This is a genomic window from Nocardiopsis baichengensis YIM 90130 (assembly GCF_000341205.1).
Lineage (GTDB): Bacteria > Actinomycetota > Actinomycetes > Streptosporangiales > Streptosporangiaceae > Nocardiopsis_A > Nocardiopsis_A halophila.
On sequence record NZ_ANAS01000012.1, the window covers coordinates 168,557 to 191,050 of the forward strand.

The following is a 22,494-nucleotide window of genomic DNA, read 5'->3' on the forward strand; positions in this document are numbered from 1 at the left end:
TCTACTGATCGAAAGGCACAGGCATGCCCACGGTCGGCCCTCTCCGCGACGACGACCTCCCCGGCCTGTACCAAGCGGCGGAGGCCGCCTCGTCACAAGGTCGGCGAAGATACGGGCTGGCCACCGGCCTCCGCCTGGGGCTGGTGGTGTCGGCCGCAGTCAGCGGCATGCTCGCCTCCCTGAGCGACGCGGTCGCCGTGGTCACCGCGTTCGCGTTCTTCGGGGCGCTGCTCGTCGAGACCTACATCCTGACGGACCGCCCGGACCGTGCCTGGTACGAAGGGCGTGCGCTCGCGGAAGCGGTGAAGACCTTGACCTGGAGGTATGCCGTCGGGGCGGCACCGTTCGGCATCGGCTCGCAGAGCGGGGAAGCGAAAGGCGAGGCGAGTGGTCGGACGGGCATGGAGACGGCCGAGGAGGAAACGGGGGAACGGTTCCGTGACCGGGTCGACCGGCTCCTGCGGGACGCCCCACGGAGCGGAATCGCACCTACCGAGTCTCCGGTCATCGGTGAGCGCGTGCGTGAGTTTCGCAGCCTCCCCGCGCTGGACCGCCGTGAGATCTACCTGCAGGGCAGAGTGATCGACCAGCAAAGGTGGTATGCGGGCAAGGCCCGTTTCAACCGGCGCAGGGCCTTCGCCTGGCGGGTGGCCCTGCTCCTCTTCGAGGGCGCCGGATTCCTCGGTGCGCTCGCGTACGCGCTCGACTCCATCGACCTCGACTTCTCCGGCATCATGGCCGCTCTGGTCGGTGCCGGCGCCGCTTGGATGACGGCCAGGCAGTACGACACCCTGGCTCGTTCCTACTCCGTGTCGTCGAACGAACTGAGCATCGTTCGGGACCGTTTGGAGGGGGTTGACCCTGCGGACGAGACCCGCTGGGCGGAAGGCGTGGCGGATGTCGAAGACGTGATCATCCGCGAGCACGCCGTGTGGCGCGCCTCCCGGTCCTCGTCGCCGACCTGAACGGCGGTCACCCTTCGCGGTTGAGGCGTTCATGCTCGGCGTTCTCCTCGGCCTCGTACACCTCGCCGATCTCCCGACCCATTGGGGTGACGGCGAACCAGCAGACGTCCCCCATCTCCAGCTCGGTGCCGATCGCGTCCCAGCGCTCTCTGATCCGCCGTAGGGCGTCCTCGGCCGGGAGGTTCCACGGCCGGAACCCCCGGTCGTCTGTGAAGTCCCCCGCGACGACCAGATCGGCGCGCATGAGGTTTCCGAGGAGCACCAGACAGAAGTCCCGCCATACCTGCCAGTCACCGGAGCCCGTGTAGTGCCGGGCCAGTGACTGGGCCTCGTCGAGCCTGGTCCAATCGGTGACGGCCAGGACCAGGAACTCTTTCTCCGCCTCCACGACGAGGTGCTTCTCGGTCATTTGCTCCCCTAACGGAACGTCTAGCGGGCGGGTAGAGCATGGACGCCGGGCGGCAGCGAGGGCCGAGTGGATACCGTGCGGAGCCGGCGGCCCTGCTCTCCGGACCCCAGAGGAGGCGTCACTCGAGAACGACGGTCACATAAGGCGGTTCATGGTCGTCGTCGACCTTCAGAAGAGTGAAGACCGCCCCGTCGAATTCGAACTCCTCGCCCTCGGTCGCTTTGAAGACCTCACCGTCGTATTCGCCTTCCTCTTCGGCCTTGACCGTCCAGACCTCGATGCGGGACCGGCCGTCGACGGTGCCGAGTGAGGTGACGGCATAGTCGCCCAAATCCCCACGGGTCCCCTGGAAGACGCGGGCGGCCCCCTCGGGGACCTCGGGCAGATCATCGGCCGATTCCGACGGTGCCTCCTGCGGGGTCGTCCGCTCCCCGCACCCTGCGGCGGCGGGCGATAGCAGGACGAATGGCAGGCCTAGGAGCGATATCAGCGTGGTCGGTCGGAGCCTCACGCGGACCACCTCACCGGATCCGGACGGTCCGGTCTTCAGACGCCTCGGTCCCCGCCTCGGCGTTCTCCCCGGCCGGTTTCGGTGCCGACGCCACCGGTCCCCTCGAAAACCGACGAGAACGACCCGTACCGCCCCCGACCCGTCAAGCGCTGTCGAGGCTGTCCTGGATGCTCCCCGTGTTGTCCTCGGGCGGAGGAGCGATCTCCAGATCGCTTCCCCACGCGCTGTAGTGGACGGTGCTGATCGCTTCCTCGCCGTCGGGCGTGGCCATCTGGACGGTGAACTCCTCCGGCAGGCCCTTCGGGGTCACAGCGAGTTCCCACTCCACTTCTTCAAGGCCGGCGTCGACGGCGTTCTTGAAGTCGTCGTTGCCCTTGTCCGCCAGGTCGCTCGTCTTCGTGGTCCCGGTGTACCTGGTGACCGGACCGTCCTCCCCGTCCTCTGCGGCCGGGTCCCCGTCCAGTTCGCCCAAGGCCACCACGTCCATGCTGGAGTTCCCGGCTGCCTGCTCCAGAGAGTCGTTGACCTCCTTGTGCATGACCCGGAAGATCTCCGCGAACGGGCCCAGCTCCTCCTCGGCGGTGTCGATCTCCTCGGTGGTGAGCCGCATCCAGTCCTTCTCCCCGACGAGCGGCTCCCCCTCCAGCATCATGTACGTCACGCCCTCGGACACCACGGTGTGGGCGGTCTCCGGTTCCTCGCCGCTCTTGTCCACGGTCGTCATCTGCGCCGACGGAGGATCGGTCAAGAGCATGGACATGGTGACGTCCTCGATGGAGGCGCCCTCCTCCTCGCCCTCCTCGGGTTCGACCGACATGGTCACCTCGACGGAGAGGGCCTCCTGCATCCGCTCCTCGACGAGCGCCGCGAGGTCCTCGGGGGCGTCCGGGAGTTCGACGTCGTCCATCGCCGCCGGCGCGACGGGAGAGGGGGCGGGCTCGGAGGGTTCCTCTTCGCCGCCGCTCTGGCAGGCGGTGGCGAGTAGTGCCGTCGCGAGGAGCACGGCGGTCCGGGGGACGGGAGTTCTCATAGTTCCTGGAGCCTAACCGAGCGATCCGAGCGGGGGGAATGCGGCCGTGTCCCATACCGGCCAGGGTCCGTCAGGTCACTCGGGAGCCCCGGACACTCGCCGCTTTCCGGACGGTGCCGTGCGTTAGACTGCGGTGCCCTTCCCCCCTGAGAGACCGTGAAAGCCGGAGTCCTGCCGATGAACGGAACCTTTCCCAAGGCCCTTCTGCTTCTGCCGGTCCTCCTGCTCACCGGCTGCGTCAGCCCGCCGGACGGCGACGAGGGGCAGGCCGCTCCCTCGTGGGACGGGACCGAGGACGGCCCCGGCCGGTTCGACGGCGTAGCGACGGACCGGGGCGAGCGGGGCGGGCCCGTCGGCGGAGACCTCGAGGTCGGCCTCGTACGTACGGAGGCCACCGCCAACGACACCATCGAGCTGCTGACGGGCGGCCGGCTCTCCGAGCCGGCCGGGGACAACGGGGCGGTCGCCGTCGACTGGACCTCGCGCCTGAGCATCACCTTCACCTCGGCGGAGCGCTCCGGAGACGACGTCGTATTCGACGGAACGGCCGCCTATCTGTACGACAAGGGCGCCTATCTCGTTCACAGCAAGGACTTCACCGTCCTGGTGCCCGATGAGGGGGAGGACCAGGAGGGGGGCGGATTCGCCTCCTACACGGCCGCCGACGGGGAGGTCCTCGCCGAGCTGACTCCGGAGGAACCGACGGCCGACTTCTCCGTCGCGATCGCCGGGGTCCCGGAGGAGGACGGTGCGCAGGTCCATGAGGACGGGCTCACCGGCCGCTACATCCGCTACGAGACCCCCGCCGAACTCTGGGGCCACACGGTCGAACCGCCGGCGGACTCCGTTCCCGGCCGCCTGTGCTACGCCGAAGGCGACGACTGGCACGGGGTGGAGCTGTTCGAACAGCCGTCCATGCCGTGCGGATGACCCGGCCGTCTCGCAGAGGCGGATGAACGCCGGGTGAGGCGCCGGTGGCGGGGCGGCGACGGTCAGTGGGCCTTTCCTGGGCCCAGAGTTGGGTTTGTGGGCTCTACTCGCCCGATGCTCTCCGGTCGTACTTTCGGCCAATGCCTCTCCTCACGAACCGACGATGCGACCCGGCAGGTGTGTCCGCCCGGGGGGCCGTTCGATGAGCGCGGCGCGCAATGCTCCACCACCACGGCGCAGGGTCCGGACGGCCCGAGACGACCGGGGGGCGTCCTTCGCCCAGTACGCCGCGCTCATCCTGTGCGTGGCGGCCATCGCGGGCAGTGTCGCCGTCGTGGCCCCTGCCAGGACCGGGGACCTGTTCAGCTCGGCCCTGTGCCGCATCAAAGAGGCCGCCGGAATGGGCGGGGAGTGCGAGGACGGCGACGACCAGGCGCAGGACGAGGACGACTGGATCGAGCCCGAGCCCGGTTTCGACTACACGCCCGCGTACTGCGTGAAGCAGGGGTCCAAGCAGACCTACGGGGGCTCGGTCACCATCGCCTTCCTCGAGTTCGGCCAGGAGTACTCCTATGCGCGCGAGGACCTGTCCAACGGCAAGATCGTCATCACCTTCCTGCCGACGTCGTCGGCGAAGGCCACCGCGGGGGCGGGCTTCGACTTCGGCGCCGGGGAGTCGGCGCACGCCGGCGCGAGCGTCTCGGCGAGCGCGGGCGTCAAGCTCGGCTCGGGGATGACCTACATCTTCGAGGACGAGGACGAGTTCGAGGAGTTCGAGGAGGAGGTCAACGAGGCCATCGCCATGGAGACCAGCAGGACCATGAACCCCACCGCCGACGGGATGCTCCGCTTCGGAGACTGGATCGGCGTGTACGACTACCCGGAGATCGAGCGCGACCCGGACGTGCGCACCACGACGGTCGGCATCGAGGCCGAGGTGGCGGGCAGCGCCGGTGCCTGGGCGGGCCCTGGAGAGAAGCGCAGGAAGGACGGCGACGGCGGGGCCTGGACGATGAACCTGGGGGCGGAGGGCTCCTTCACCGCGTCGCGGACCCGCGACCACGCGACCTGGTACACCGATCCGGACAACATCCAGAAGTCCGACACCTACAGCTGGACGGCCGAAGGCAGCCTCGGTGCGACCGCTCTGTCCGCACACGCCGACGGGTCCATCAGCTGGAACGGCGGGACCCGCATCATGCGGAACGAGGACGGCTCGATCGCCAACATCCGCTACATCGCGGGAGCGGAGGGCAAGTTCTCGTTCGGCGTGGACAAGAACGTCGGCAACAAGACGGGCAAGGGCAACGACGTCGAGAACGGCGGAAACGGCTCTGTAGGGACGGGCGAGGCCAACAGCGTCACGCAGATGGTCCAGGTGGACTTCGAGAACACCCCTGAGGAACAGGCCGCCGCAGAACAGCTGCTGGACGAGTACGGCCTGGCACCACCGCCCTACGCGACCAACGCGATGGCCAACCAACTGGACGAGGAGGACAACGGCGGCAGGGTCCTCGAGGAGCCGGGGTCCGACGCCGACCCCTGGGACGAGATCTTCTACCGGCGCGGCACCGCCTGGCAGTACGCCTCCGACAAGAAGATCGACCAGGGGGAGTTCGGCGCCCAGGTCAAACTGGGCATGCAGTTCGGCGCCTCGGTCAATTGGGAGCTGGAGGAGAAGGACACCAAGCAGGCCCTGATGCTGGAACCGCCGAACGAGGGCGGCCGCAGGTTCATCGATTACGCTGACTGCCTGTCCGACGACTACAGCGAGGAGGAGGGCCAGTGAAGGTCGCTGCCGCGCTGGGAGCCGCCGCGGGCGTGTGGCTGCTCGGGACCCTGGCCACCGCGCTCATCCCCGTCTTCGTTCCCCTGGAGATGCTCCAGGACGACATCGGCGAGTACGTCTGGTTCGCGCTCCCGCACGCGGTGATCACGGGGCTCATGGCGCTGGCCGCCGGCCTGGTCCACGGACGCGACGAGCTGCGTTCGGTGGGCGGAGCCGTGGTCGTCCTGGCGCTCCCGGCGGTTCACACGGTGGCGGGGGCCGTGCTCGGCGCGGTCGTCGGCACCGAAGCGGCGATGAACGTGGCCCAGGCGGTCTGCTCCGTCGCCGGCGCCCTGCTCGTCTACCTCCTCATGCGCCCTGCCCGGGCGCCCATGCGCCTCGCGTCACGCTGACGCCCCTTTTCGCGCCGTCCCCCGAGAGACTGGCGCCCCGTCGTCGCTCGGGGGACCGTCCGCTTCTCTGTGCGCTGAGCGCCCGGAGCCGCTCCGGCCCTCATCCGGAGCCGGGGCCGTCGGGAATTGGCAGGTTGAGGCCACCCCGGAGGGGTGGTGTACCCCATTCTGGGATGATTAGGGTCCAAGGACCCGCATAGGCCCCATCGTGTCCGCGTGGGGCGTGGGCGGCAATGCGCGTAGGGCGACGCCTGAGCCGCGTGGAGGGAGCCGGATCACTGCCTTCTGCGTCGAAACCGGTGAAGGTCGGCACGTAAGGGAGTGGGCTGTGGGTAGAGGACGACGTCGGACGATAGGCGGGGTCATTCTCGGACTGGCCATCGGGGTCGCCCTGGGGGTTTCTCTGGACAATCCGGCCCTCGGCGCGGGGCTGGCGGTGGCCTTCGCGGTCGCCTTCGGCGCCGGCTTCGGCGGCCGCGCGCGCGGCTGATCCGGAGGGCCCCCGGCGGGGCGAAATAACGGTGAATGCCGGGGGAATGGTTCCGCAGGCGAAGGTGTCCTCACCATGGAATTCCGGGTCCGGGCCTAGAACCCCTGGGCCCCCTTCTTCTTCCTCGAATGCCCACTGTGGGGCTGTTACCAGGGGCGATGCCCATTCCTCGTCCGGCGCTCCGCGCTACCCCTCCGCCTCTGGGCCCAGTTCAGGCCCACCTTTGCAAGGCATTTCTTGGGACTGATGTTCCCGGGCCTGGCCCCCTAATCTCTCTCCCGCTCGGTATTTCTCCGAGGAACGGGTGCGGGAGGTTCCGATGGGCGCGGGGATACGGGGACCGGGCGGTGATACCGGGGCGGCGGCCACCGAGTACGCGGCCCTCGTCCTGCTGGTGGCCTCCCTCGTGGGCGCGATCGCCGTCGCCGGGGTGCCCGGGCGCGTGGCGGGCCTCGCCGAGTACGGGCTGTGCCTGGTGAGCGGCGGTGACGACTGCTCCCTCCCCGCCGACGGCGACCAGGCCGACGCGCCGAACGACGAGGACTACCTGCCTCCGCGCTGCGAGGTGCTGCAGACGCAGGACAAGGCCGGTTACTCGCTCTACGTCGGCATCTTCAAGTTCGGCGAAGAGTACGCGTTCATGGAACAGCAGATGGCCGACGGCACGTACCGCATGACGCTCATGCCGCACAACGCCGAACTGGGGGTCGAGGGCAAGGCCTTCGAGGTCAGGACCGAGGGCGGCAGGAACATGCGTCTGGGGGCGGAGGCCAAGGTCGGCGCCTACCTCAAGGCCGGAGTGGGGGACACCTGGGTCTTCGGGGACCGGGCCGAGGCCGAGTCCTTCAAGGACGACATCATCGAGAACCAGACGGCCATGGACAGCATGGCGCGGAATCCGGGATCGGCCCTGTACTACGCCCTGAACCCGCCACCGGAGATCCCCGATCCCGGCATCAGCACGGCCACCCTGCGTCTGGAGGCGGGGGCCAACGCCGAGGCAGGGGCAGGGGTGAAGACGTCCACCGCGGAGCAGTACTGGGACACCGGGACCGGTCTGAACGGCAAGGTCCGCGTCGGCGGCCAGGTGGCGGTACGGACCGACACCCGGGACCCGGACGACCCCCTGACCGGAACGACGTACCAGGTGGACGGCCAGGTCGGGGTGGGGACCGAGATCGGCGGGGCGGGCGCGGAGAACCTGCACAACTGGTCCGGAGCGGTCCGGGTGATGCGCAACGAGGCCGGTGAACCCGTGGAGATCGTGTACACCACCACCGTGGACTCCTCGATCGTCGACAAGGACCGGCTCGGCAACAAGCGCAAGAACGGCAAGGGCGGGCTGAAGGACAAGGACGCCGACGCGCTCCTGCAGGAGACCCGGACCACCCTCGAACTCGACACTCCGGAGGAACGGGCGATCGCCGACCGGTACCTGGAGGAACAGGGGCTCACCGGCATGCCGGCCATGGCCTTCAGCCAGCTCTTCGGAGACGGAGACGACCTGCTGAACGCGCCTCCGGAGGACGGCGGCCCGTTCGAGCACCTGCTCTACGACAAGGCCACGGTCTCCAACACGGTGCAGGAGAAGAGCACCGACGCCTCGGCGTTCGGCGGCAAGGTCGCCCTCGGCATGGGGCTGGGGCTGAAACTGTCCACCGAATCGTCCGAGGCGCACACGGTCGAGGCCGAGTTCCTGGGAGCCCCGCGGCCCGACGGGACGCGCTCGTTCCTGGAGTTCCCCGACTGCCTTTCCGAGGAGGCCGAATGATCCGCCGAACCCTCTGGCCGCGAGTGGACCACCGTTCCCGTTCCGCCCACCCGGTGGGGCCGGCCGGACGGGCCGGCCGGCCCCACCGGGGCGGCCCGACACCGGCCGTGCCCGGTGCGGTCGCGGCGGCGGTCCTCGCCGTCGCGTGCACGCCTCAGGGGGGCACCGCCCCCGTCGTCGACGGTGTGCCGGTCGCCCTGGACCCGCCCGACGGGTGGGAGGCACAGGTCGCCGAGGACGAAGAGATGCAGGAGTCCGACCCCGTGCTCTACACGGCCGCCCCCGCCGACGGCGGGGACGCGGGCCTGTACCTCCAGGCCTTCGAGGGGCAGGTGGGCACCATCGAGGCCGGGATCGGCATCGCCCGGGCAGCCCAGGAGGTGCGCTGGGACGACTACTCCGCCCAGGAGCCCGAGGACATCGCGGTGGAGGGCGCCGAAGCCGCGCGCCGGATCGACTACACCTACACGTGCTCTGAGGAGGGCGGGGAGTGCGCCGGGGCGGCGTTCGTCCTGCACCGCGACCGCGACATGTACCTGGTGCGGGTGAGCTGGCGCGACGGACAGGAGCCTGAGGGCGGGGTCCAGGAGCTCCAAGAGTCTCTGGCCCTGCTGTGAAGCCACGGGGGCGTCCGCCCGAGCCGGCGCCTTGTGAAGGTGCGTGAGCGTGCCGGGACGGCCCCACGGACCCGGGGACGGACGACAAGAAAGGAGAACGACGTGAGGCCGCTGGGGTGGTGCGCCGCGGTCTTCGCAGGGGGACTTGCGATGACGTTGTTCGGTTACGCCCTGATCGGGGCGGTGGGCGCGCAAGGGGTGGCGATGAACCGGCCGGTGCCCTCCGAAGCGGCGTTTCCGGAAGGGAGGAGCGGAGCAGGGGCCGTATCGGTCTTCGACGTCCTCAGCGTTGCGGCCCTGATGCTGCTCACCGCCACCGTGTCGGGCCTGGGTGCCGCCGTGGCCGGTAGGAGGGCAGGGGTGCGGCCTCCGGCCGCGGCGGTGGCGGGACTGTGCGGACCGGCGGCGGCGGTCGCGGCGGTGCTGGCTCTGTTCCTCAGCGGGGCCGGTGCTCCGCCGATCGCCGCCGCCCATGCGGTGGCCGGCCTCCTCGGCTCCGTCGGGGGTGCGCTCGCAGGCGCGCGGGGGCGCCGGTGAGGACGGCGCGCGGGCGAGCGCCGGGGCCGTTCCGGTGCGCCCGTCGTCCTCGACCGTGGTCAGTCCGCGAACTTCAAGAAGACCGAGTGCGTGCGCACCTCGACGATGCCGACGGTTCGCCCGGCCACATCGATCTCGTCGCCGGCTTCGCCCTCGATCTCCTCGTCTTCGTGCCCCTCGGCCGAGACGAGCAGGCGTGCGACCCCGTCCTGGGAGGAGCCGAGCGCGAAGGTCACGCCGTCCCTGGTCGTCCTGCGGCCGGGGAGTGCGGCGAACACCGCAGGGTCGTCCATCGGATCCCCTGAGGCGGCGTCCTCCGAGGGCCGGGGCGAGGCGTCCTCCGAAGCCGTCGGTTCCGGACCGCCACCGCCGTCCCCCTCCTCCCCGTCGTCGACGGTGAGGGCCACCCCCTCCTCGGACCGGTCGCCCTCATCGACGCGGTGCACGGTGATGGTGCGGTGACCGGCCTCGACCGTGTCCCCGGCGCCGGCCTTGACCACCTCCGTGCCGTCGATGTCATCGGCCCCGATGTGCAGGGCCGCCGTCCCGTCGGAGATGCTGCCGACCCCGATGGACAGGTCGTCCTCGGTGTGCTGGGCGCCTTGGGAGATGTACAGGTAGTCCGCCGGCAGGTCGCCGTCCGGCTCCTCGGGCCCGTCCTCGGTACAGCCGACCGCGAGCGTTGCCGCGGCCGCGGCGGCCAGGAGTGCCGAGGCGGCACGGCCGAGCGTGGACGAGGCCATGGCGCTTCCTCTCCTTTCCCGGGTCATCCGAGGTCGGCCGCGTGCAAGGCGGCGAAGTTGTCGTTCACTTGGTCGATGTCCAGCACGATGTCCTCGGTCTCCGACCCCCAGGGGTTGCGCACCGTGACGGTTCCGGCCTCCCGGTCCACGTCCGACACGAAGTAGACGTGGGCGGAGACGAGCGTATCCTCCTCGTCGTCGACGAGGGCGGAGTCCTCCCCGTCGAGCGGGGTGGACAGAGTGATCGATTCACCGGACTCGAACTTGTCCGCCAGGCCGTCCATCGTGACGTCCTCCCAGGGCGGGACCCAGTCGTCGGGCGCATAGTCGGTCGCGTCGCCGCCGAACGTGGTCATGGCGGCACCGGGGTGCCAGTTCTCGAGGCGGGAGTAGTCTCCGCCGTTCATCTGTGCGTACGCCTTCTCCAGGACGGCGGGCCAGATGACCGGCGGCTCCTCGTTGGAGGAGGCGAACTCCGGGTTGCCGGCGGCGTCGAGGGGAAGGTCCGGAGTGACGGTGATCGGATCCTGGCCCGGGAACGTCACCGTGAACGTGCCGTTGACGTTCTCCTGGATCATGTCCTCGATCGCTCCGGGGTCCTGGACCGCCATCGCCCCCATGGTCGCCATCAGCCAGCAGTCGCCCAACGCACCTTGATCGACGTGCTCCCAGTCCACGGCGTCGTCGCCGGAGGCGAACAGCGAGTAGTCGTCGAGCTCGCCGTAGCTCAGCGATGAGGGCGAGTTCCCGGCGGCCGGGTCTCCGCCCACGTCGGAGAAGTCGGGTTCGACGAAGAAGTAGGCCTCGGAGTCGTCGAGCTTGCGCAGTGTGTCGAGATCAGCGGTGCGCCGGACCTCTTCCAGCCAGTCGAAGTAGTCCTGCTCGAGGGGCACCGGCCCGGTCTCGAACAGCCGGTACAGGTCCTCCTCGGACATGTCCCTGACGACGGCCCCGAACTCCTCGTGGCTCAGGTCCTGGAAGACCTCCCACGCACAGCTGGAGACCATCCAGGGGACCTCGTCTTCGGTGCTGAATCTCGACAGGCACTCGTCCAGGTCCTCGACGGCGGCGTCGACCGTGTCGGGATCGGCGTCGTCCGGGTCGGCCCCCCGCGACTCGGGAGCGGGCGGACCGGCCGGGTGCCCCGGAGGCGGCGCCGGGTCGTACTCCGAGCCGGAATCGGAGCCGGAGGAGCCGCCCTGCTGGTCGGGTGCGGCCTGGTTCCACTGCTCGGGTTCGTCTCCGTCCTGCTCAGGCGGTTGCGTTCCGTCTGCGCTGCCGGCCGGATCACCGATGCGGTCCAGCCCGGTCTGGAAGAGCCCGGCCACACGCTCGGGGACGCCCGCGCTGAAGACGGCGACGACGATCGCCGCCACGAGGAGGACGACGGCGCCGTATTCCACGAAGGAGGCGCCGCGGTCGCCGGGGTCTCGTCGGGGGAGCACAGGGACCACCTGTCGGTTCGGAAACCGCCGACACGGGGCGGTGGTGGGGGATGTGGGCTGGAGAGAACGCTAGTCACTCATGCGTGACCGTCCTAGGGCCCCGGGGCCCAAGTTCACTCTGTGACGCTCCGGCTGCGGCTTTAGGGCTCCATTGGCGACGATGGGCCCATCGACACGGACGGGCTCCTCCTCGTTACGGCCGTTGTCCTGGTCGTATCCGCTGGGTCCACGCTTCAGGCGAGCAAGGGGCACTCGCCATAGGAAGCGCTCACTTCTCGCCGATGCCGTCGATCGCGGACCGCACCCTGGACCACATGTCGGTCACCACGGGGATTCCCTTTCCATCGTCGGCCTCAGGGCCGAAGCACGGAGAGCTCGCGCTGATGGCGAGTTTGTTCTCAGCGGACGAGTTGCTGAGGGACAGACGGAACCCGTCATCGTTGCGGAACCGGACGTACATCTCGTCTGGACGCATGTCCTCCTGGAGTGTGTACCCCCGGTTCCCCCAATGGTCGACAAGAGCGTCGGCAACCTCGGCCTTCTTCTCATCGGAGCCGGTCGCCACCCGGTAGCTCTTGGAGACCTGTTGCTCATTCCTTTTGCAGGGAGCGCTCACGGCCGGCAGGAGTGCACTCTCGTCCATGGTGGAGTCTCCGGGCAGGGACCGGACCGCCGAGGCGATGTACTGCGACGTGCGCTCGTCGGCGCGCTCCTCGGTCAGCACTCCTTCGGGCGGAGGGGCTGCGAAGTAATAGACGCCGGAGGCCACCCCCGCGACCACCAAGACGGTAATGCACCCAGCGCCCCTCAACTTGCCCATCTTCGGGGATCCTCCGATCCGCTCCTTCAGGGCACCCTGCCCGCGTGCGCACGCCGCACCGCCTCGACCGCGGAGCGCGATGGACCCCTACCCCGAAAGGGGCGGGCCCACGGCACGCGGCCGGAGAGGGCGGCGCGGTCACGCCGACGGATCGCCGACGAGGAGCGGGGAAGGCGCCGGTCCCGGGGGCAGGGGGCTGTGGACGGAAGCGGTCCCTGCCGTCCGGCTTTCAGTACTCGCACTACGAGGCTAAGCAGGCTCACAAGAGGGATAGAAGGCCCAAGAGGTCCCAAATGGGGCTGCTGGATTTGGGTCCGATTGGGACCTCGTCCCCAGTTTGAGCTGCGCTCCTCCATGTCGGAGGGAGATGCGGAAGGGACGGTCCGGCGGGCGCCGCCCCCCGCTCACCGACCGATCATCGCGAATTCCGCCGCAGTGAAGCCGGAATGTGATCCGAGTCGATGGATCTCCGAGGCGAAAACGAGACCGAAGCGAAATCCGATACTTCCCGACCGGGCGGGTCCCGTGCACGAATGCCTATCCGGGGCTCGCCGGGGGATCGGAGTGCAGGGCCGGCACGGGACCGTGGGTGGCGAGCGGAAGCAGATGCGGGTCAGGTCCGCAGGGCTGCCAGCTGCCGGGCTTCAGTCGAGTACGCCCCCGGGAGGATGCGCTCCATCCCCGTGAAGAACGCCTCGGCGGCTTCGACGAGCGCCCCTGTGAACTCCGCTTCATCGACGTGGGCGCTGCGCACATCCGAATCGTCGACCCTGACGGACACGTAGAGGTGCCCCGGAGAGGTCCTCTGGAGCACGAGTTCGATCGGCTGGTCGGGGAAGTAGGTGCGAACCCGCCGCTCCGTGCGCAGGTCGGTGAGCATGGTCAGGATGTAGGACCAGAGCTGGTCGACGTAGTCCCAGAGCTCGGTGTCGAGCAGCGGGATGCCGTCGATCGTCAGAGCGATGGCGCCTTCGACGTAGTCCGGGTCCTCGACGCCTCCCTCCCACTGATCCGGAGGGACGAATGCACCTTCAGAGGACTTGAGGAACGACGCGATGGCGAACCGATTCATGCTCTTCTTCCGAGTCCGAGGGCGCCCCGAGGCCGCGGATCCCGTTCAGGGAACCGGTCCCGGTATTGCGGTTTGAGCACGGACGGGGAACCATCTTCGAAGCGCCTGGGGGGACGTGAACGCGACGTCCCCCCAGGCGCTGATGCCCGATCTACGCAGGCGGGGAGACCGTGAGCTCCACGGCGCCTGCGCCGCCTACGCCTTCGTGGTCTTCAGGGGCGTTCTCGACCTTGTCGAAGGTGATGGTGTACCCGTTGTCGAGTTCCACCGAGTCGCCCTCTGCGGCGGTGACCTTCTCCTCCTCAGCGATGTCGGGGCCGTCGACGACGGTCAGCCTCGCCTCGCCATCCGTGACCCGCGAAAGGGAAAGCGTCAGATCGCTCGAACGGTCAATGGATCCTTGAGACAGGCGGAGAGTGCGCTCCTCCCCGTCCGGTGAGGGCGAGGCTTCCATGGTGCGCAGCTCAGGGGGGCTGCTCTCGTCCAATGCGGGTTCCTCTCCGTTCTCACCGCACGCGGCGGCGAACGCCAGCAGGGCCAGCAGGGCCGCGCAGCAGACGGAGACCCGCGCGAAGGCGGCTCCGCGCGCTCCGGGGCGTCGCATCCGTCGTCTCCTGTGCTCGAACACCGTCGTTGTCACCCGTCCTCTAGTCAAGGGAGCCGACCTCGACGGTCTGCAGCTTCTCACGGAACTCGTCCATGGTCAGCGTCGCGTGCTGATGCCCCCAGGGGTTGTACAGGGTCACCTTGCCGTCCTTGATCTCCTTGACCACGTAGGCGTGGTTGCCGGCCAGCTCGTCTCCGCTCTCCAGCTCGTAGTGGGAGTTCTTCTTGTCTCCGGGCGTGGTGACGGTGACGGGCGAGCCCTCGTCCATGATCGTGGACAGCATGTCCTCTTCGACCATCCACATCGGGATCTCTCCTGCGTCCTCTCCGGTGACGGTCTCCATGGCGTCCTTGGGCCATCCGCCCTCGATCTCGCCGTAGCTGCCCTCCTTCATGGCGTAGGCCTTCTCGAGGATGGCGGGCCACAACACCCCTTCACCGCCGGGGTCGGAGAACGCGGCCGAGTTGTTGGAGTTGACGACCAGGTCGGGTGTGACCGTCACCTGCGAGCCGTCGCCGAAGGTGACGGTGTAGGTCCCGTTGGCGTTCTCCCTGATCATTCGCTTGATGGCGCCCGGGTCCTGGTCGGCGACGGCCCCGATCCCCGCGAGCCACCAGCAGTCGCCGAGGGCGCCCTGATTGAGGTCGTCGGAGCTGATCTGCCCGTCCCCCCACAGGGAGCCGTTCGGCAGCTCGCCCCATGCCAGGTCGGTGCGTCGGCCGTCCTGGGTGTTGGCGCTGTCCCCCTCGACATCGTCGAAGGTCGGGTCGATCCCGCCGCGGTCGATGCCCCGCAGGTGCCGCAGGGTCTCCAGATCGGCCTTGGTCATGACGATCTCGTGGACGCCGTCGAGGTCGAGGAGTTCCCGGATCTCGTCGTCGCCGAGGGACCACATCAGGGCCCGCAGCTCCTCGGAGGTCATCCCGGCCATCACGTCGGCGGGGTGGCGGGTGCAGTCGAAGAGGCAGAAGTTGTCCCAGAAGCCCTGGTCCAGGTACTCGCGGATCTCGTCGATCTCGTCCTGGGCCTCGTCGAAGGCCTCCTGGCCGGGGCGGCCCGAGTCGTTCGGATCGGCGGGGTCGACCTTCGTGCCGCCGCCCACATGGCCGCGCGTGTCCGGTGCGGAGCGTTCGTCGCACTCCCCGTCGGAAGTCGCGGCCTGGGACACCTGGCATACGCCGCTGCGGACCAGGTCGGCGATGCGACCGTCCAGACCGGTGGCGAAGACGGCGGCGGTGATGCCGGCGATGAGGAGAACGACGGCTCCGTACTGAGCGAAGCTCGCTCCGCGATCGCAGGTCGTCGGGAGTGGGCGGCGGAACCGCCGGAAGAAGCGGGGGAGATGGGGGATCGGTCTCATGGGGGCAGGTTCGCCTTCGCGTGGTCCTCTGGTCGGTGGGCCCGAGCGCCGTCTGGACGCCTACGCGCCTGAGCGCGGTACCGATGCGACCTTAGAGAGCCGAGACCACGGGCGTCGTGAGTCCGCGGGCCCATACCCGGGCCCAGCAGGGCTGCCGTACCATTGCAGCGCCCCTGCACTTTTCAACGCCTATCGGGAGATCCCCCCATGTTCACCATGGAGAAGGCATCGCCGGCCGGGATTCCCGTCAGCGTCGAATGGACCTACCGGCTCCTGCTCTCCTGGGGAGTCGTGGAGATCGGTTCTACGGTGCACTACGTGGCCGCGAGCGGGGGGAACGGACCGGCCCCCGTCGAGGCTTCGGCGATGCTCCTGCTCGTGGTCCCGGTGCTCGCCGCCGCCTTCACGGTGAGGCGCGGATGGGCGTCCGGATACATCGTCGCCGTCCCGGTCGCCCTCTTCCTCTTGGGCGGGGCGGTCGGAGCCGCCGTCCTGGTCGGTCGGCCGCTCGTCCTGCACTTTCTGCAAGCGGCTGTGGCGATCGCCCTTCTCGCCTTGTTGTTCAAGAAAGAAACGCGGTCCTACTGTTTCTCCTGACCGGACTCTCCAGGCGAGGCGGCCGCCTCGCCCTCAGCAGGTTCACCGTGTGTTGAGGTGTTCGGCCTCGAGGAGCACGTCGGCGGAGTCCTCGTCGGGGTAGGAGATGAACGCCCTGCGATTGACGGCGTCCCTTTCGAGATTGGCGCCCGTGCACTCCGTGTAACCGTCGACCGTCTCCTCCGGGAATTCTTCCGCGAGCCAGCCTTCCCCGTCGGGAGGGCTGGAGAGGTCGTAGGAGGAGAAGTTGTCGCCCAGCTCGCAGAAGAGGTCCGCCCCCTTCGCGGATGTGGAGAAGGTCGCGGTATAGACCAGGCCGCCGCTCTCGTTGCGCGACCGCTCGATCTCCAAATCCTGAACGTCGTCCGGGAGGGCGAGCCCGGTGAAGTCGACCAGCTCATCGGCGGTCGGTTCCCCGGTGGGCATGGGGTCGGGGTCAGGGTGCGGCGACGAGTCGTCCGAGCACGAGACCGCCAGCAGGGCGACGGTCGCGATGGCGAGCACCGGCTTCATCGTCATGGTCGTGCTCACTTCCAAGGATAGGGGGCGGGGTGCGGCCCGGTCAGGGGGTGGAGGCGCCGTCGTGAGTATAGGAGGTGCTGCCCTCCATGCCGAATTCCTGTGCAAGACCGTGACGGTGAAGCTCGGCGAGTTCCTCCTGGTCGAAAATGCCCATGGGGCCGACCTTCTTATCCGGGTCCCAGTCGTACTCCTTCTGCACGTGGACCTCGGATTCGAATCGGTACGTATAGACGTCCGAGTCGCCACTCGGAGGCTGGACCGTGATCGTGCCGGTCTGCCCGTAGTACCAGCTGCCCAGCGAGTAGTACCAGTCGAAGCTCTCATCCGAATTCGTGGCGTGAGCCTCCCAGGGAGTGGAGAAGGGGAAGGTGGTGGTCTCCTCGATCCCCATCTCGGCCGCCCGGTCAACCGCCTCCTGGGCGAGCCGGCGGCGCTGGATGTCCACGGCCGTCTGGAAGGAAGGAACCTCGTCCAGCAAGGTGTCGACGGGGACATCGACCGATTCTCCGGTGTTGCCGAGGAAGTGGAGCAGGTACTCCCTCGCGTGAGGTGCCCCCGCCAGAGCGCCTCCATGGGCGGCGGCCGTGTACTTGGCGATGTAGTGGCCGAGGCGCTGCTGCTCGAAGATGTTCCACGGGGACGGAGGGTCCTTCGAACCGTGCTCGCCGCTTCCGGCGCCCGGGTCGTTGAAAGGGGGGAGCGCGGGGGTCTCGCCTTCGGGCACGGAACCGGGGTCGCCGATCTCGCCCGGGGTGAACTCCGGGGCGTCGTCGGAATCGGCGGAGCCCTCCCCGTCCCCGCCGCTCCCGTGCGGGCTCTCGGCAGGGTAGCTCGCGACGGAGAAATACGTCCCTTCGTCGTCACCCGGGAGGTCGGCGTACTCAGGGGATGCCGGAGAGTCCGGCCCGGTCCCGTCGGCATCGGGGGTGTCCGGCGCCGAATCGGGGGAGTCGGCCCCGTCCGTGCACTCGTCGGAGGCTCCCGCGGATTCCACGCTGCACAGGGCGGACTCGTACAGGGCGGCGGTCCGCTCTGGAGCGCCGACCGCGAAGACCGCGGCCGAGACGGCCCCGACGAGGAGGACGACGGCACCGTACTCGACGAAGCTCGCCCCGCGGTCGTCGGAACCGCGGGGACACGTATCCGGTCTGCACAGGTCAGGGCGCATGACGACTTTTCAGTTCGAAGGACGGGGGAAGCGTTCGGCCCGCTGCTCGGGGGCGGGGGCGCCGACCATGGGGACAGTAGCGCGCCGGAATCGCTCCTAATAGGGCCCAGGGGCCCAAGTTGATCTTGAGCGGGCCTAATTACCGCCTATTCGGATGGCCGCCGGCACCCGGTGGTGTTCCCGACCTGGACACCTGAGAGGGTGCTGAGAGAATCGGAACTCTTGCCGGTGAAAGGCGGCGCCGATTCGCGGGTCCCGCCAGGTCGTCGGCGTTCGTTCATCCGTTCAGGCCAGGGGGCTCTGAGGCGGGGCGCCGGGCGGGATAAGGCGAGTCCTGGGGCGATGTGTTCATGATTGGGTCCGTGGGCCCTGGTGGCTGCACTCCTCTCCCCGTTAATCTGCCGGGCACCGCGGCGCTCGAGGCGCTTGAGGTGTCCCGATGGAGGAGGCCGGCCGCACCCCGAGCCGCCGCGGCTTCGAATTTCCTCCCCTTTGACCTGAGCGCCCCATGCGGAGCGCGAATCTTCGTCCCCGTGACCGAAAGAGGAATGAATGCTTCGACTCGTGCGAAGAGGAGATCGGGGCGCTTCCTTCATCGAATACGGTGCCACGGTTCTTCTGGTGGCGGGAATAATCGGCGCGGTCATTCTGGTGGACGTCCCGGGGCGTGTGGGAGGCCTGCTCACCCACGGCCTGGAGTGCGTCGCCGACCCCGGTGCGCACGCCTGTGAAGGAGCCTCCGGCGAAGGGTCCGAAGAAGCGGACGGGCCGCTCGACCGGCGTGTGGTCCCGCGGGAAGAGGGGGAGGCGTCCCCTGAGGCAGGCTCCGATTCCGAGGACGACCCCGGGCGGCCCCAGAGCGCCGACCTCCCGACCGAGGAGGAGCGACCGCAGGACGCGGACCTGCCGGCCGCCTCCGAAGAGTCCGAGGACCAGGCCCCGACCCGGGTGGAGCCGGTGGCCTTCGACTGGTTCGGAGGCGATGAGGGACCGGAACTCGCACCCGGCCCCGAGACCAAGCCCGATGGGGTGAACGATTGGTGGGAGGGCCTGAGCCAGGCGGAGCGTGACGAGGTGATGGAGGAGGAGCCCGAGCACATCCGCGACCTGGACGGCATCCCGGCCGACGTCCGCGACGAGCTCAACCGCGAGTTCCTCGACGACGAGATCGAGCGGATGCTCGAGGAGGAGGGGCTGACCGCTGACGAGGTGCTCGACTACGACCTCGCCCAGGTCCGGGACGACCCCGTCTCCGGAGCCCCCAGCCTGGAGCTCTGGGAGATGGCCAAACTGCAGAGGACCGTGGGCCAGGAGGGCTCCGACCACTACATCCTGGCCCTGGACCCCGAGGAGGGGCGGTCCATCGTGTCCTCCGGGAACCCCGACACCGCGGACAATGTCGCCACCCTGGTCCCGGGGACCGGGATCGAGTGGACGGCCATCAACGGACAGCTGGGCCGTGCGGAGAACGTCCGCAACGCGGCCGCGCGGGTCGATGAGGAGGCCGAGAACGCAGTGATCTCCTGGATCGGCTACGACAGCCCGAACGAGGCCCAGGCCCCCTGGGGCGGAAAGGCCGACGACGGCAAGGACGACCTCCAGGACTTCCAGTACGGTCTTCGGGTCACCCATGAAGGCGAGCCGTCGAACAACACGCTCATCGGGCACAGCTACGGTTCCGTGGTCGTCGGGCACGCCGCGCAGAACGCCTCGGGGGTCTACGCCGACAATCTGATCCTCGTCGGAAGCCCTGGGGTGGGCGGCCCCGTCGAGGAGCTCAACTTCGACGGCGGCGTCGAGGACATCCATATCGCGATGTCGGACGAGGACTGGATCAACAAGAGTCCGCTGAAGGGGTTCCACGACTATGACGGCTTGGACCACCCCGATGTGTCGCGGATCACGACCGGAGACGATACTGAGCATGACGCGTACTTCAACCAGGAGGACGGGCGGGACACCGTTGAGCTGCGCCAGTTCGGAGAGATCGTCGCGGGTGGATGAGACGGGCGCACGACACGCTGTCCCCGGCCCGTGGCCGGCGAGCATCCTCTGCGCCGTCGCCGCGGCGCTCGTGGCCACGGCCTGCGGCGGGCAGGACGCCGAACCGGGCAGCCCGCTGGACGTGGCGGAGGCCGGCGAGCGCGTGGCCGCGCACATCCAGGACGCGGTCGAGGCGCTGCCCGGTGAGGTGGAGCTGGAGGAGGTGGGCAACGGCCGCGTCAGCGCCGCGTGCGACACCGACCCCCTCATCACGGTGAGCGAGGCGTACTGGCTGCGGGGCCTGCCCGAAGAGGACAACGAAGAGAATGTGGACCTGCTGGTCGAGCACTGGGAGGAGGACGGGTTCACGGTGACGGACGATCTGCGCCCGGACGACGTCTTCGTGACGGCCGTCAACGACGAGGACGGGTTCACGATGTCGGTCGCGATGAGCAAGCAGGGCGGCCTGTCGATCGATGCGACGTCACCGTGTATCCACCCGTCCGGAACCGACTGACCGGGGCCGCGGCCGCCGACCGGGACCGGTCGGCGGCCTAACCGACGATCCGTTCCGCGTCCTTCGGATCCATCACGGCCATGGCCTCCAGCGTGAAACGCGCGAGGTTCTGGTAACGGCCGGGGAGGGCGTCCCGCAGCAGGAAGAACCGCACGGTCGTTCCGCTCACCAGGAAGTCCTCGTCGACCGCGGTCGCCACGACCGCGCGAAGGTCCGGCGCCTCAGGGAGTGCTCCTGCGTTCCGCAGGCACAGCGCCGCGAAGCGGAGCCCGCGCGACAGGGCCGCCTGCAGGTAGGAGGAAGGGTCCTCCACCAGGTCCTCATCGTCGATCCGGAAGTCGTTGACCTCCAGCTCGGTGTCCATCAGCCCCTCAGGGCCGGTGTCGGGCTCCTCAGAGGTCCAGTCCGGGGGTGCTCCACCGGGAGAGAGGACCCCGGTCGGACCGCGCCCCCACGGCGCGTCCGCGACCTTGCGCAGCGGCCCGGGCAACGGGTCGTCGTCGACGGGCCCCATATCCATGAGGAGCCGGTCCATGGCTTCGTTGGTGATCATGGCCGCTTCAGGTCCAAGTAGCTCAGTGCCTTGTCGACGTCGGAGTCGGAGAGGAGTTTCTCGACCTTCTTCGGGAGCTTCCTGCCGTCCTTGCTGGTCCAGGTGCCATCTTCAGGATTGTAGAAGAACTTGTCCTTCTTCTGGTCGAACCCTCGGCCCTTGAGCTGTACGTGCACGTTGGCGGAGCCGGGCTTGTCCGGGTAGGAGTTCTCGACGTCGATCCGGAACTGGCCGCCCTGGAACTTGCCGTTCTTGACGGTCTTGCTGTCGAACTGCGGTGCGTTCTTGCCCGGGGTGAGCCCGCAGCCCTTCGGCGGGGCGTTGTGGACCAGGGCCTGGGCAGGGCCGTTGCCCGCGTAGTAGGTGTGCGTCCCGGCGACGCTGAGGTTGAACACCTGCCGCTCGTCCACGCCGTAGGGGTCGGTGGCGGTGACTTCGGCCCACGCGCCGGTGGCGGTCCGCAGCCGGTCACCGGGGCGGAGGTCACCGGCGACCGTCCACTCCGCCTCGCCGGGGAGCCAGAAGGGGTGGCCGGCCGTGGCGGTCATCGAAGCCGCGGTGCCGTCCACCTCGGCGGTGACGTCCACGAGGTCCTTGGGACCGTCGCCGGTGATGGTCGAGGTGACCTCCCGCGGCCCCTCTTCGCCGGTCAAGGGATCGAAGGCCCAGACCTCGTCGCCGACGTCGATGTCCTCGATGTGGAGGGTGGCCCCGTTCGCCATGAGCACGGGCGTCCCGGCGACGAAGCTGTTGCCGGTGCTGCAGGTGGTCGCGGCGGTATCGCGCTTCTTCTTCTTGTCCTTGACCTTGCCTCTGGCCTTGTCGACGAGTTTCTGGGCGGCGTCGCGGGCCTTCTTGGCCTTGCGGAAGCGGTTCCAGAGTTTGATGATCTTGCCGGTGTTCTTGATGAGCTTGAGTCCCTTGCCCCAGGGACTCAGTCCGACGATGGTGGTCAGGCAGGCGATGATGTCGCCTTCGGTGATGCACTTCTTGGCATCGGTCCAGCCGACGATGTCAGCGACGACCTCGATCAGCGCGTCGTAGACCTCGTCGTAGCCGGCGTCCTCCAGCTGCTGCTGGGCGTCGGCCAGCTCCTCCTCGGCATCGGCCACCTCGTCGTTGGCCTCGGAGACCTCGGCCAGGAGGGCGGGGTCGAACGTGTCCTCCTCGTCCTCGGGACCGTCCTCTTCCTCACCGTCGCTCCCGGAGTCCTCGTCCGCCGAGCCGTCACCGGAGCCCTCTCCGCCGTCGTCCTGAGGACCGCCATCCTCGTCGCCGTTCCCGTCGGCCGAGTCCTCACCGCCGGTGCCCGGTCCCCCGCCGAACTGTTCGCAGTCCTGGCGTTCGGGGTCGACACGGCACAGGGCGGCGACGTACAGCTCCTGGGTGCGGGTGGGCAGCCCGAACGCGAACACGGCCACGACGATCGTCGCCACCAGGAGGATCAGGGCCCCGTACTCGACCTTGAACCCGCCGTGTTCGGCCTTCCACACCCAACGCATGTCCCGTGATCCCCCGTGGCCGCCGTCTACAGATCCGCCCATGCGCAAGAGACGCCGGAGCGGGACAGCAGACTATGAGGGGGGCTGAGCAGGGGAACAGTGTCCCCAGGCCCAAAATGCGGGGGAATGGGCCCAGATCGGCACTTTTGGCCAGAGGGGGACTG

The 22,494-nt window shown here is 68.9% G+C and carries 23 protein-coding genes; 10 read left to right on the forward strand and 13 right to left on the reverse strand.

Going from position 1 to position 22,494, the window contains the following annotated elements:
• Positions 1-23 precede the first annotated feature (23 nt).
• A complete protein-coding gene (locus C892_RS0111690; RefSeq protein WP_017557343.1) occupies positions 24-965 on the forward strand; it encodes a DUF4231 domain-containing protein in 942 nt (313 codons plus the stop codon).
• Positions 966-972: 7 nt separating this feature from the next.
• Here the strand turns inward: C892_RS0111690 and C892_RS0111695 are convergent, their stop codons facing one another.
• From C892_RS0111695 to C892_RS0111705, 3 genes are all read right to left on the reverse strand, one after another.
• Positions 973-1,374, reverse strand: coding sequence for a hypothetical protein (locus tag C892_RS0111695; protein ID WP_017557344.1), 402 nt, complete (start codon positions 1,372-1,374; stop codon positions 973-975).
• Between the two features lie 118 nt (positions 1,375-1,492).
• Positions 1,493-1,885 carry a hypothetical protein gene (locus tag C892_RS0111700; protein ID WP_239647354.1) on the reverse strand — a complete coding sequence of 131 codons (393 nt, stop codon included), beginning with the start codon at positions 1,883-1,885 and terminating at the stop codon, positions 1,493-1,495.
• 142 nt (positions 1,886-2,027) lie between these two features.
• Positions 2,028-2,915 (reverse strand): hypothetical protein, encoded by an 888-nt coding sequence (locus C892_RS0111705; RefSeq protein ID WP_239647355.1) that lies wholly within the window; start codon positions 2,913-2,915, stop codon positions 2,028-2,030.
• Between the two features lie 177 nt (positions 2,916-3,092).
• Here C892_RS0111705 and C892_RS0111710 point away from each other — a divergent pair, with 177 nt between their 5' ends.
• The 6 genes from C892_RS0111710 (at position 3,093) to C892_RS0111735 (ending at position 9,441) form a co-directional block, all read left to right on the forward strand.
• A complete protein-coding gene (locus C892_RS0111710) occupies positions 3,093-3,845 on the forward strand; it encodes a hypothetical protein (RefSeq protein WP_017557347.1) in 753 nt (250 codons plus the stop codon).
• A gap of 202 nt (positions 3,846-4,047) precedes the next feature.
• Positions 4,048-5,634 (forward strand): hypothetical protein, encoded by a 1,587-nt coding sequence (locus C892_RS0111715; RefSeq protein WP_239647356.1) that lies wholly within the window; start codon positions 4,048-4,050, stop codon positions 5,632-5,634.
• A complete protein-coding gene (locus tag C892_RS0111720; protein ID WP_017557349.1) occupies positions 5,631-6,026 on the forward strand; it encodes a hypothetical protein in 396 nt (131 codons plus the stop codon). Before C892_RS0111715 ends, C892_RS0111720 begins: the two co-directional genes overlap by 4 nt.
• A gap of 809 nt (positions 6,027-6,835) precedes the next feature.
• Positions 6,836-8,287, forward strand: coding sequence for a hypothetical protein (locus C892_RS0111725; protein WP_017557350.1), 1,452 nt, complete (start codon positions 6,836-6,838; stop codon positions 8,285-8,287).
• A gap of 107 nt (positions 8,288-8,394) precedes the next feature.
• The gene (locus C892_RS0111730) at positions 8,395-8,904 is read left to right on the forward strand and encodes a hypothetical protein (protein WP_239647357.1); all 510 of its coding nucleotides are present in this window, start codon (positions 8,395-8,397) and stop codon (positions 8,902-8,904) included.
• Positions 8,905-9,054: 150 nt separating this feature from the next.
• On the forward strand, positions 9,055-9,441 hold the full coding sequence (locus C892_RS0111735) for a hypothetical protein (RefSeq protein ID WP_239647358.1): 387 nt from the start codon (positions 9,055-9,057) through the stop codon (positions 9,439-9,441).
• 59 nt (positions 9,442-9,500) lie between these two features.
• Here C892_RS0111735 and C892_RS0111740 read toward each other — a convergent pair whose 3' ends face one another.
• The 6 genes from C892_RS0111740 to C892_RS0111765 all read right to left on the reverse strand — a co-directional run bounded on the left by C892_RS0111740 (position 9,501) and on the right by C892_RS0111765 (position 15,488).
• Positions 9,501-10,184 (reverse strand): hypothetical protein, encoded by a 684-nt coding sequence (locus C892_RS0111740; protein WP_017557353.1) that lies wholly within the window; start codon positions 10,182-10,184, stop codon positions 9,501-9,503.
• A 23-nt stretch (positions 10,185-10,207) separates the two neighbouring features.
• The gene (locus tag C892_RS0111745; protein ID WP_017557354.1) at positions 10,208-11,629 is read right to left on the reverse strand and encodes a C2 family cysteine protease; all 1,422 of its coding nucleotides are present in this window, start codon (positions 11,627-11,629) and stop codon (positions 10,208-10,210) included.
• Between the two features lie 268 nt (positions 11,630-11,897).
• Entirely contained in the window at positions 11,898-12,449 is a 552-nt protein-coding gene (locus tag C892_RS0111750) for a hypothetical protein (RefSeq protein WP_017557355.1), read from the reverse strand.
• Between the two features lie 613 nt (positions 12,450-13,062).
• Positions 13,063-13,521, reverse strand: a complete 459-nt coding sequence (locus C892_RS0111755; RefSeq protein WP_017557356.1) for a hypothetical protein — start codon at positions 13,519-13,521, stop codon at positions 13,063-13,065.
• A gap of 151 nt (positions 13,522-13,672) precedes the next feature.
• Complete coding sequence (locus tag C892_RS0111760; protein ID WP_017557357.1) at positions 13,673-14,125, reverse strand: hypothetical protein; 453 nt, start codon at positions 14,123-14,125, stop codon at positions 13,673-13,675.
• 43 nt (positions 14,126-14,168) lie between these two features.
• On the reverse strand, positions 14,169-15,488 hold the full coding sequence (locus tag C892_RS0111765; protein WP_017557358.1) for a C2 family cysteine protease: 1,320 nt from the start codon (positions 15,486-15,488) through the stop codon (positions 14,169-14,171).
• A gap of 207 nt (positions 15,489-15,695) precedes the next feature.
• Here C892_RS0111765 and C892_RS0111770 point away from each other — a divergent pair, with 207 nt between their 5' ends.
• The gene (locus tag C892_RS0111770) at positions 15,696-16,085 is read left to right on the forward strand and encodes a hypothetical protein (RefSeq protein WP_017557359.1); all 390 of its coding nucleotides are present in this window, start codon (positions 15,696-15,698) and stop codon (positions 16,083-16,085) included.
• A gap of 42 nt (positions 16,086-16,127) precedes the next feature.
• Here the strand turns inward: C892_RS0111770 and C892_RS0111775 are convergent, their stop codons facing one another.
• Together C892_RS0111775 and C892_RS0111780 are read right to left on the reverse strand one after the other, a co-directional pair.
• On the reverse strand, positions 16,128-16,616 hold the full coding sequence (locus C892_RS0111775; RefSeq protein WP_152513381.1) for a hypothetical protein: 489 nt from the start codon (positions 16,614-16,616) through the stop codon (positions 16,128-16,130).
• Positions 16,617-16,647: 31 nt separating this feature from the next.
• Positions 16,648-17,775: an ICP22 family protein gene (locus tag C892_RS0111780; protein WP_017557361.1), complete on the reverse strand. Its 1,128-nt coding sequence runs from the start codon at positions 17,773-17,775 to the stop codon at positions 16,648-16,650.
• Between the two features lie 621 nt (positions 17,776-18,396).
• On the opposite strand from C892_RS0111780, the gene C892_RS0111785 reads away from it, so the two are divergent.
• On the forward strand, positions 18,397-19,779 hold the full coding sequence (locus C892_RS0111785; protein ID WP_239647359.1) for an alpha/beta hydrolase: 1,383 nt from the start codon (positions 18,397-18,399) through the stop codon (positions 19,777-19,779).
• Between the two features lie 70 nt (positions 19,780-19,849).
• Entirely contained in the window at positions 19,850-20,275 is a 426-nt protein-coding gene (locus tag C892_RS0111790) for a hypothetical protein (RefSeq protein ID WP_017557363.1), read from the forward strand.
• A 37-nt stretch (positions 20,276-20,312) separates the two neighbouring features.
• Here C892_RS0111790 and C892_RS0111795 read toward each other — a convergent pair whose 3' ends face one another.
• Both C892_RS0111795 and C892_RS28805 read right to left on the reverse strand, forming a co-directional pair.
• Positions 20,313-20,828, reverse strand: a complete 516-nt coding sequence (locus C892_RS0111795; RefSeq protein WP_017557364.1) for a hypothetical protein — start codon at positions 20,826-20,828, stop codon at positions 20,313-20,315.
• Entirely contained in the window at positions 20,825-22,330 is a 1,506-nt protein-coding gene (locus C892_RS28805; protein WP_017557365.1) for a Hint domain-containing protein, read from the reverse strand. Before C892_RS28805 ends, C892_RS0111795 begins: the two co-directional genes overlap by 4 nt.
• Between the last annotated feature and the right edge of the window lie 164 nt (positions 22,331-22,494).

Excerpts from the sequence above, each read along its gene's own strand:
- C892_RS0111690 (WP_017557343.1), top strand. The coding sequence starts at position 24 with ATGCCCACGGTCGGCCCTCTCCGCGACGACGACCTCCCCGGCCTGTAC.
- C892_RS0111695 (WP_017557344.1), bottom strand. The coding sequence starts at position 1,374 with ATGACCGAGAAGCACCTCGTCGTGGAGGCGGAGAAAGAGTTCCTGGTC.
- C892_RS0111705 (WP_239647355.1), bottom strand. The coding sequence starts at position 2,915 with ATGAGAACTCCCGTCCCCCGGACCGCCGTGCTCCTCGCGACGGCACTA.
- C892_RS0111710 (WP_017557347.1), top strand. The coding sequence starts at position 3,093 with ATGAACGGAACCTTTCCCAAGGCCCTTCTGCTTCTGCCGGTCCTCCTG.
- C892_RS0111715 (WP_239647356.1), top strand. The coding sequence starts at position 4,048 with ATGAGCGCGGCGCGCAATGCTCCACCACCACGGCGCAGGGTCCGGACG.
- C892_RS0111725 (WP_017557350.1), top strand. The coding sequence starts at position 6,836 with ATGGGCGCGGGGATACGGGGACCGGGCGGTGATACCGGGGCGGCGGCC.
- C892_RS0111735 (WP_239647358.1), top strand. The coding sequence starts at position 9,055 with ATGACGTTGTTCGGTTACGCCCTGATCGGGGCGGTGGGCGCGCAAGGG.
- C892_RS0111740 (WP_017557353.1), bottom strand. The coding sequence starts at position 10,184 with ATGGCCTCGTCCACGCTCGGCCGTGCCGCCTCGGCACTCCTGGCCGCC.
- C892_RS0111750 (WP_017557355.1), bottom strand. The coding sequence starts at position 12,449 with ATGGGCAAGTTGAGGGGCGCTGGGTGCATTACCGTCTTGGTGGTCGCG.
- C892_RS0111755 (WP_017557356.1), bottom strand. The coding sequence starts at position 13,521 with ATGAATCGGTTCGCCATCGCGTCGTTCCTCAAGTCCTCTGAAGGTGCA.
- C892_RS0111760 (WP_017557357.1), bottom strand. The coding sequence starts at position 14,125 with ATGCGACGCCCCGGAGCGCGCGGAGCCGCCTTCGCGCGGGTCTCCGTC.
- C892_RS0111765 (WP_017557358.1), bottom strand. The coding sequence starts at position 15,488 with ATGAGACCGATCCCCCATCTCCCCCGCTTCTTCCGGCGGTTCCGCCGC.
- C892_RS0111770 (WP_017557359.1), top strand. The coding sequence starts at position 15,696 with ATGTTCACCATGGAGAAGGCATCGCCGGCCGGGATTCCCGTCAGCGTC.
- C892_RS0111780 (WP_017557361.1), bottom strand. The coding sequence starts at position 17,775 with ATGCGCCCTGACCTGTGCAGACCGGATACGTGTCCCCGCGGTTCCGAC.
- C892_RS0111795 (WP_017557364.1), bottom strand. The coding sequence starts at position 20,828 with ATGATCACCAACGAAGCCATGGACCGGCTCCTCATGGATATGGGGCCC.
- C892_RS28805 (WP_017557365.1), bottom strand. The coding sequence starts at position 22,330 with ATGCGTTGGGTGTGGAAGGCCGAACACGGCGGGTTCAAGGTCGAGTAC.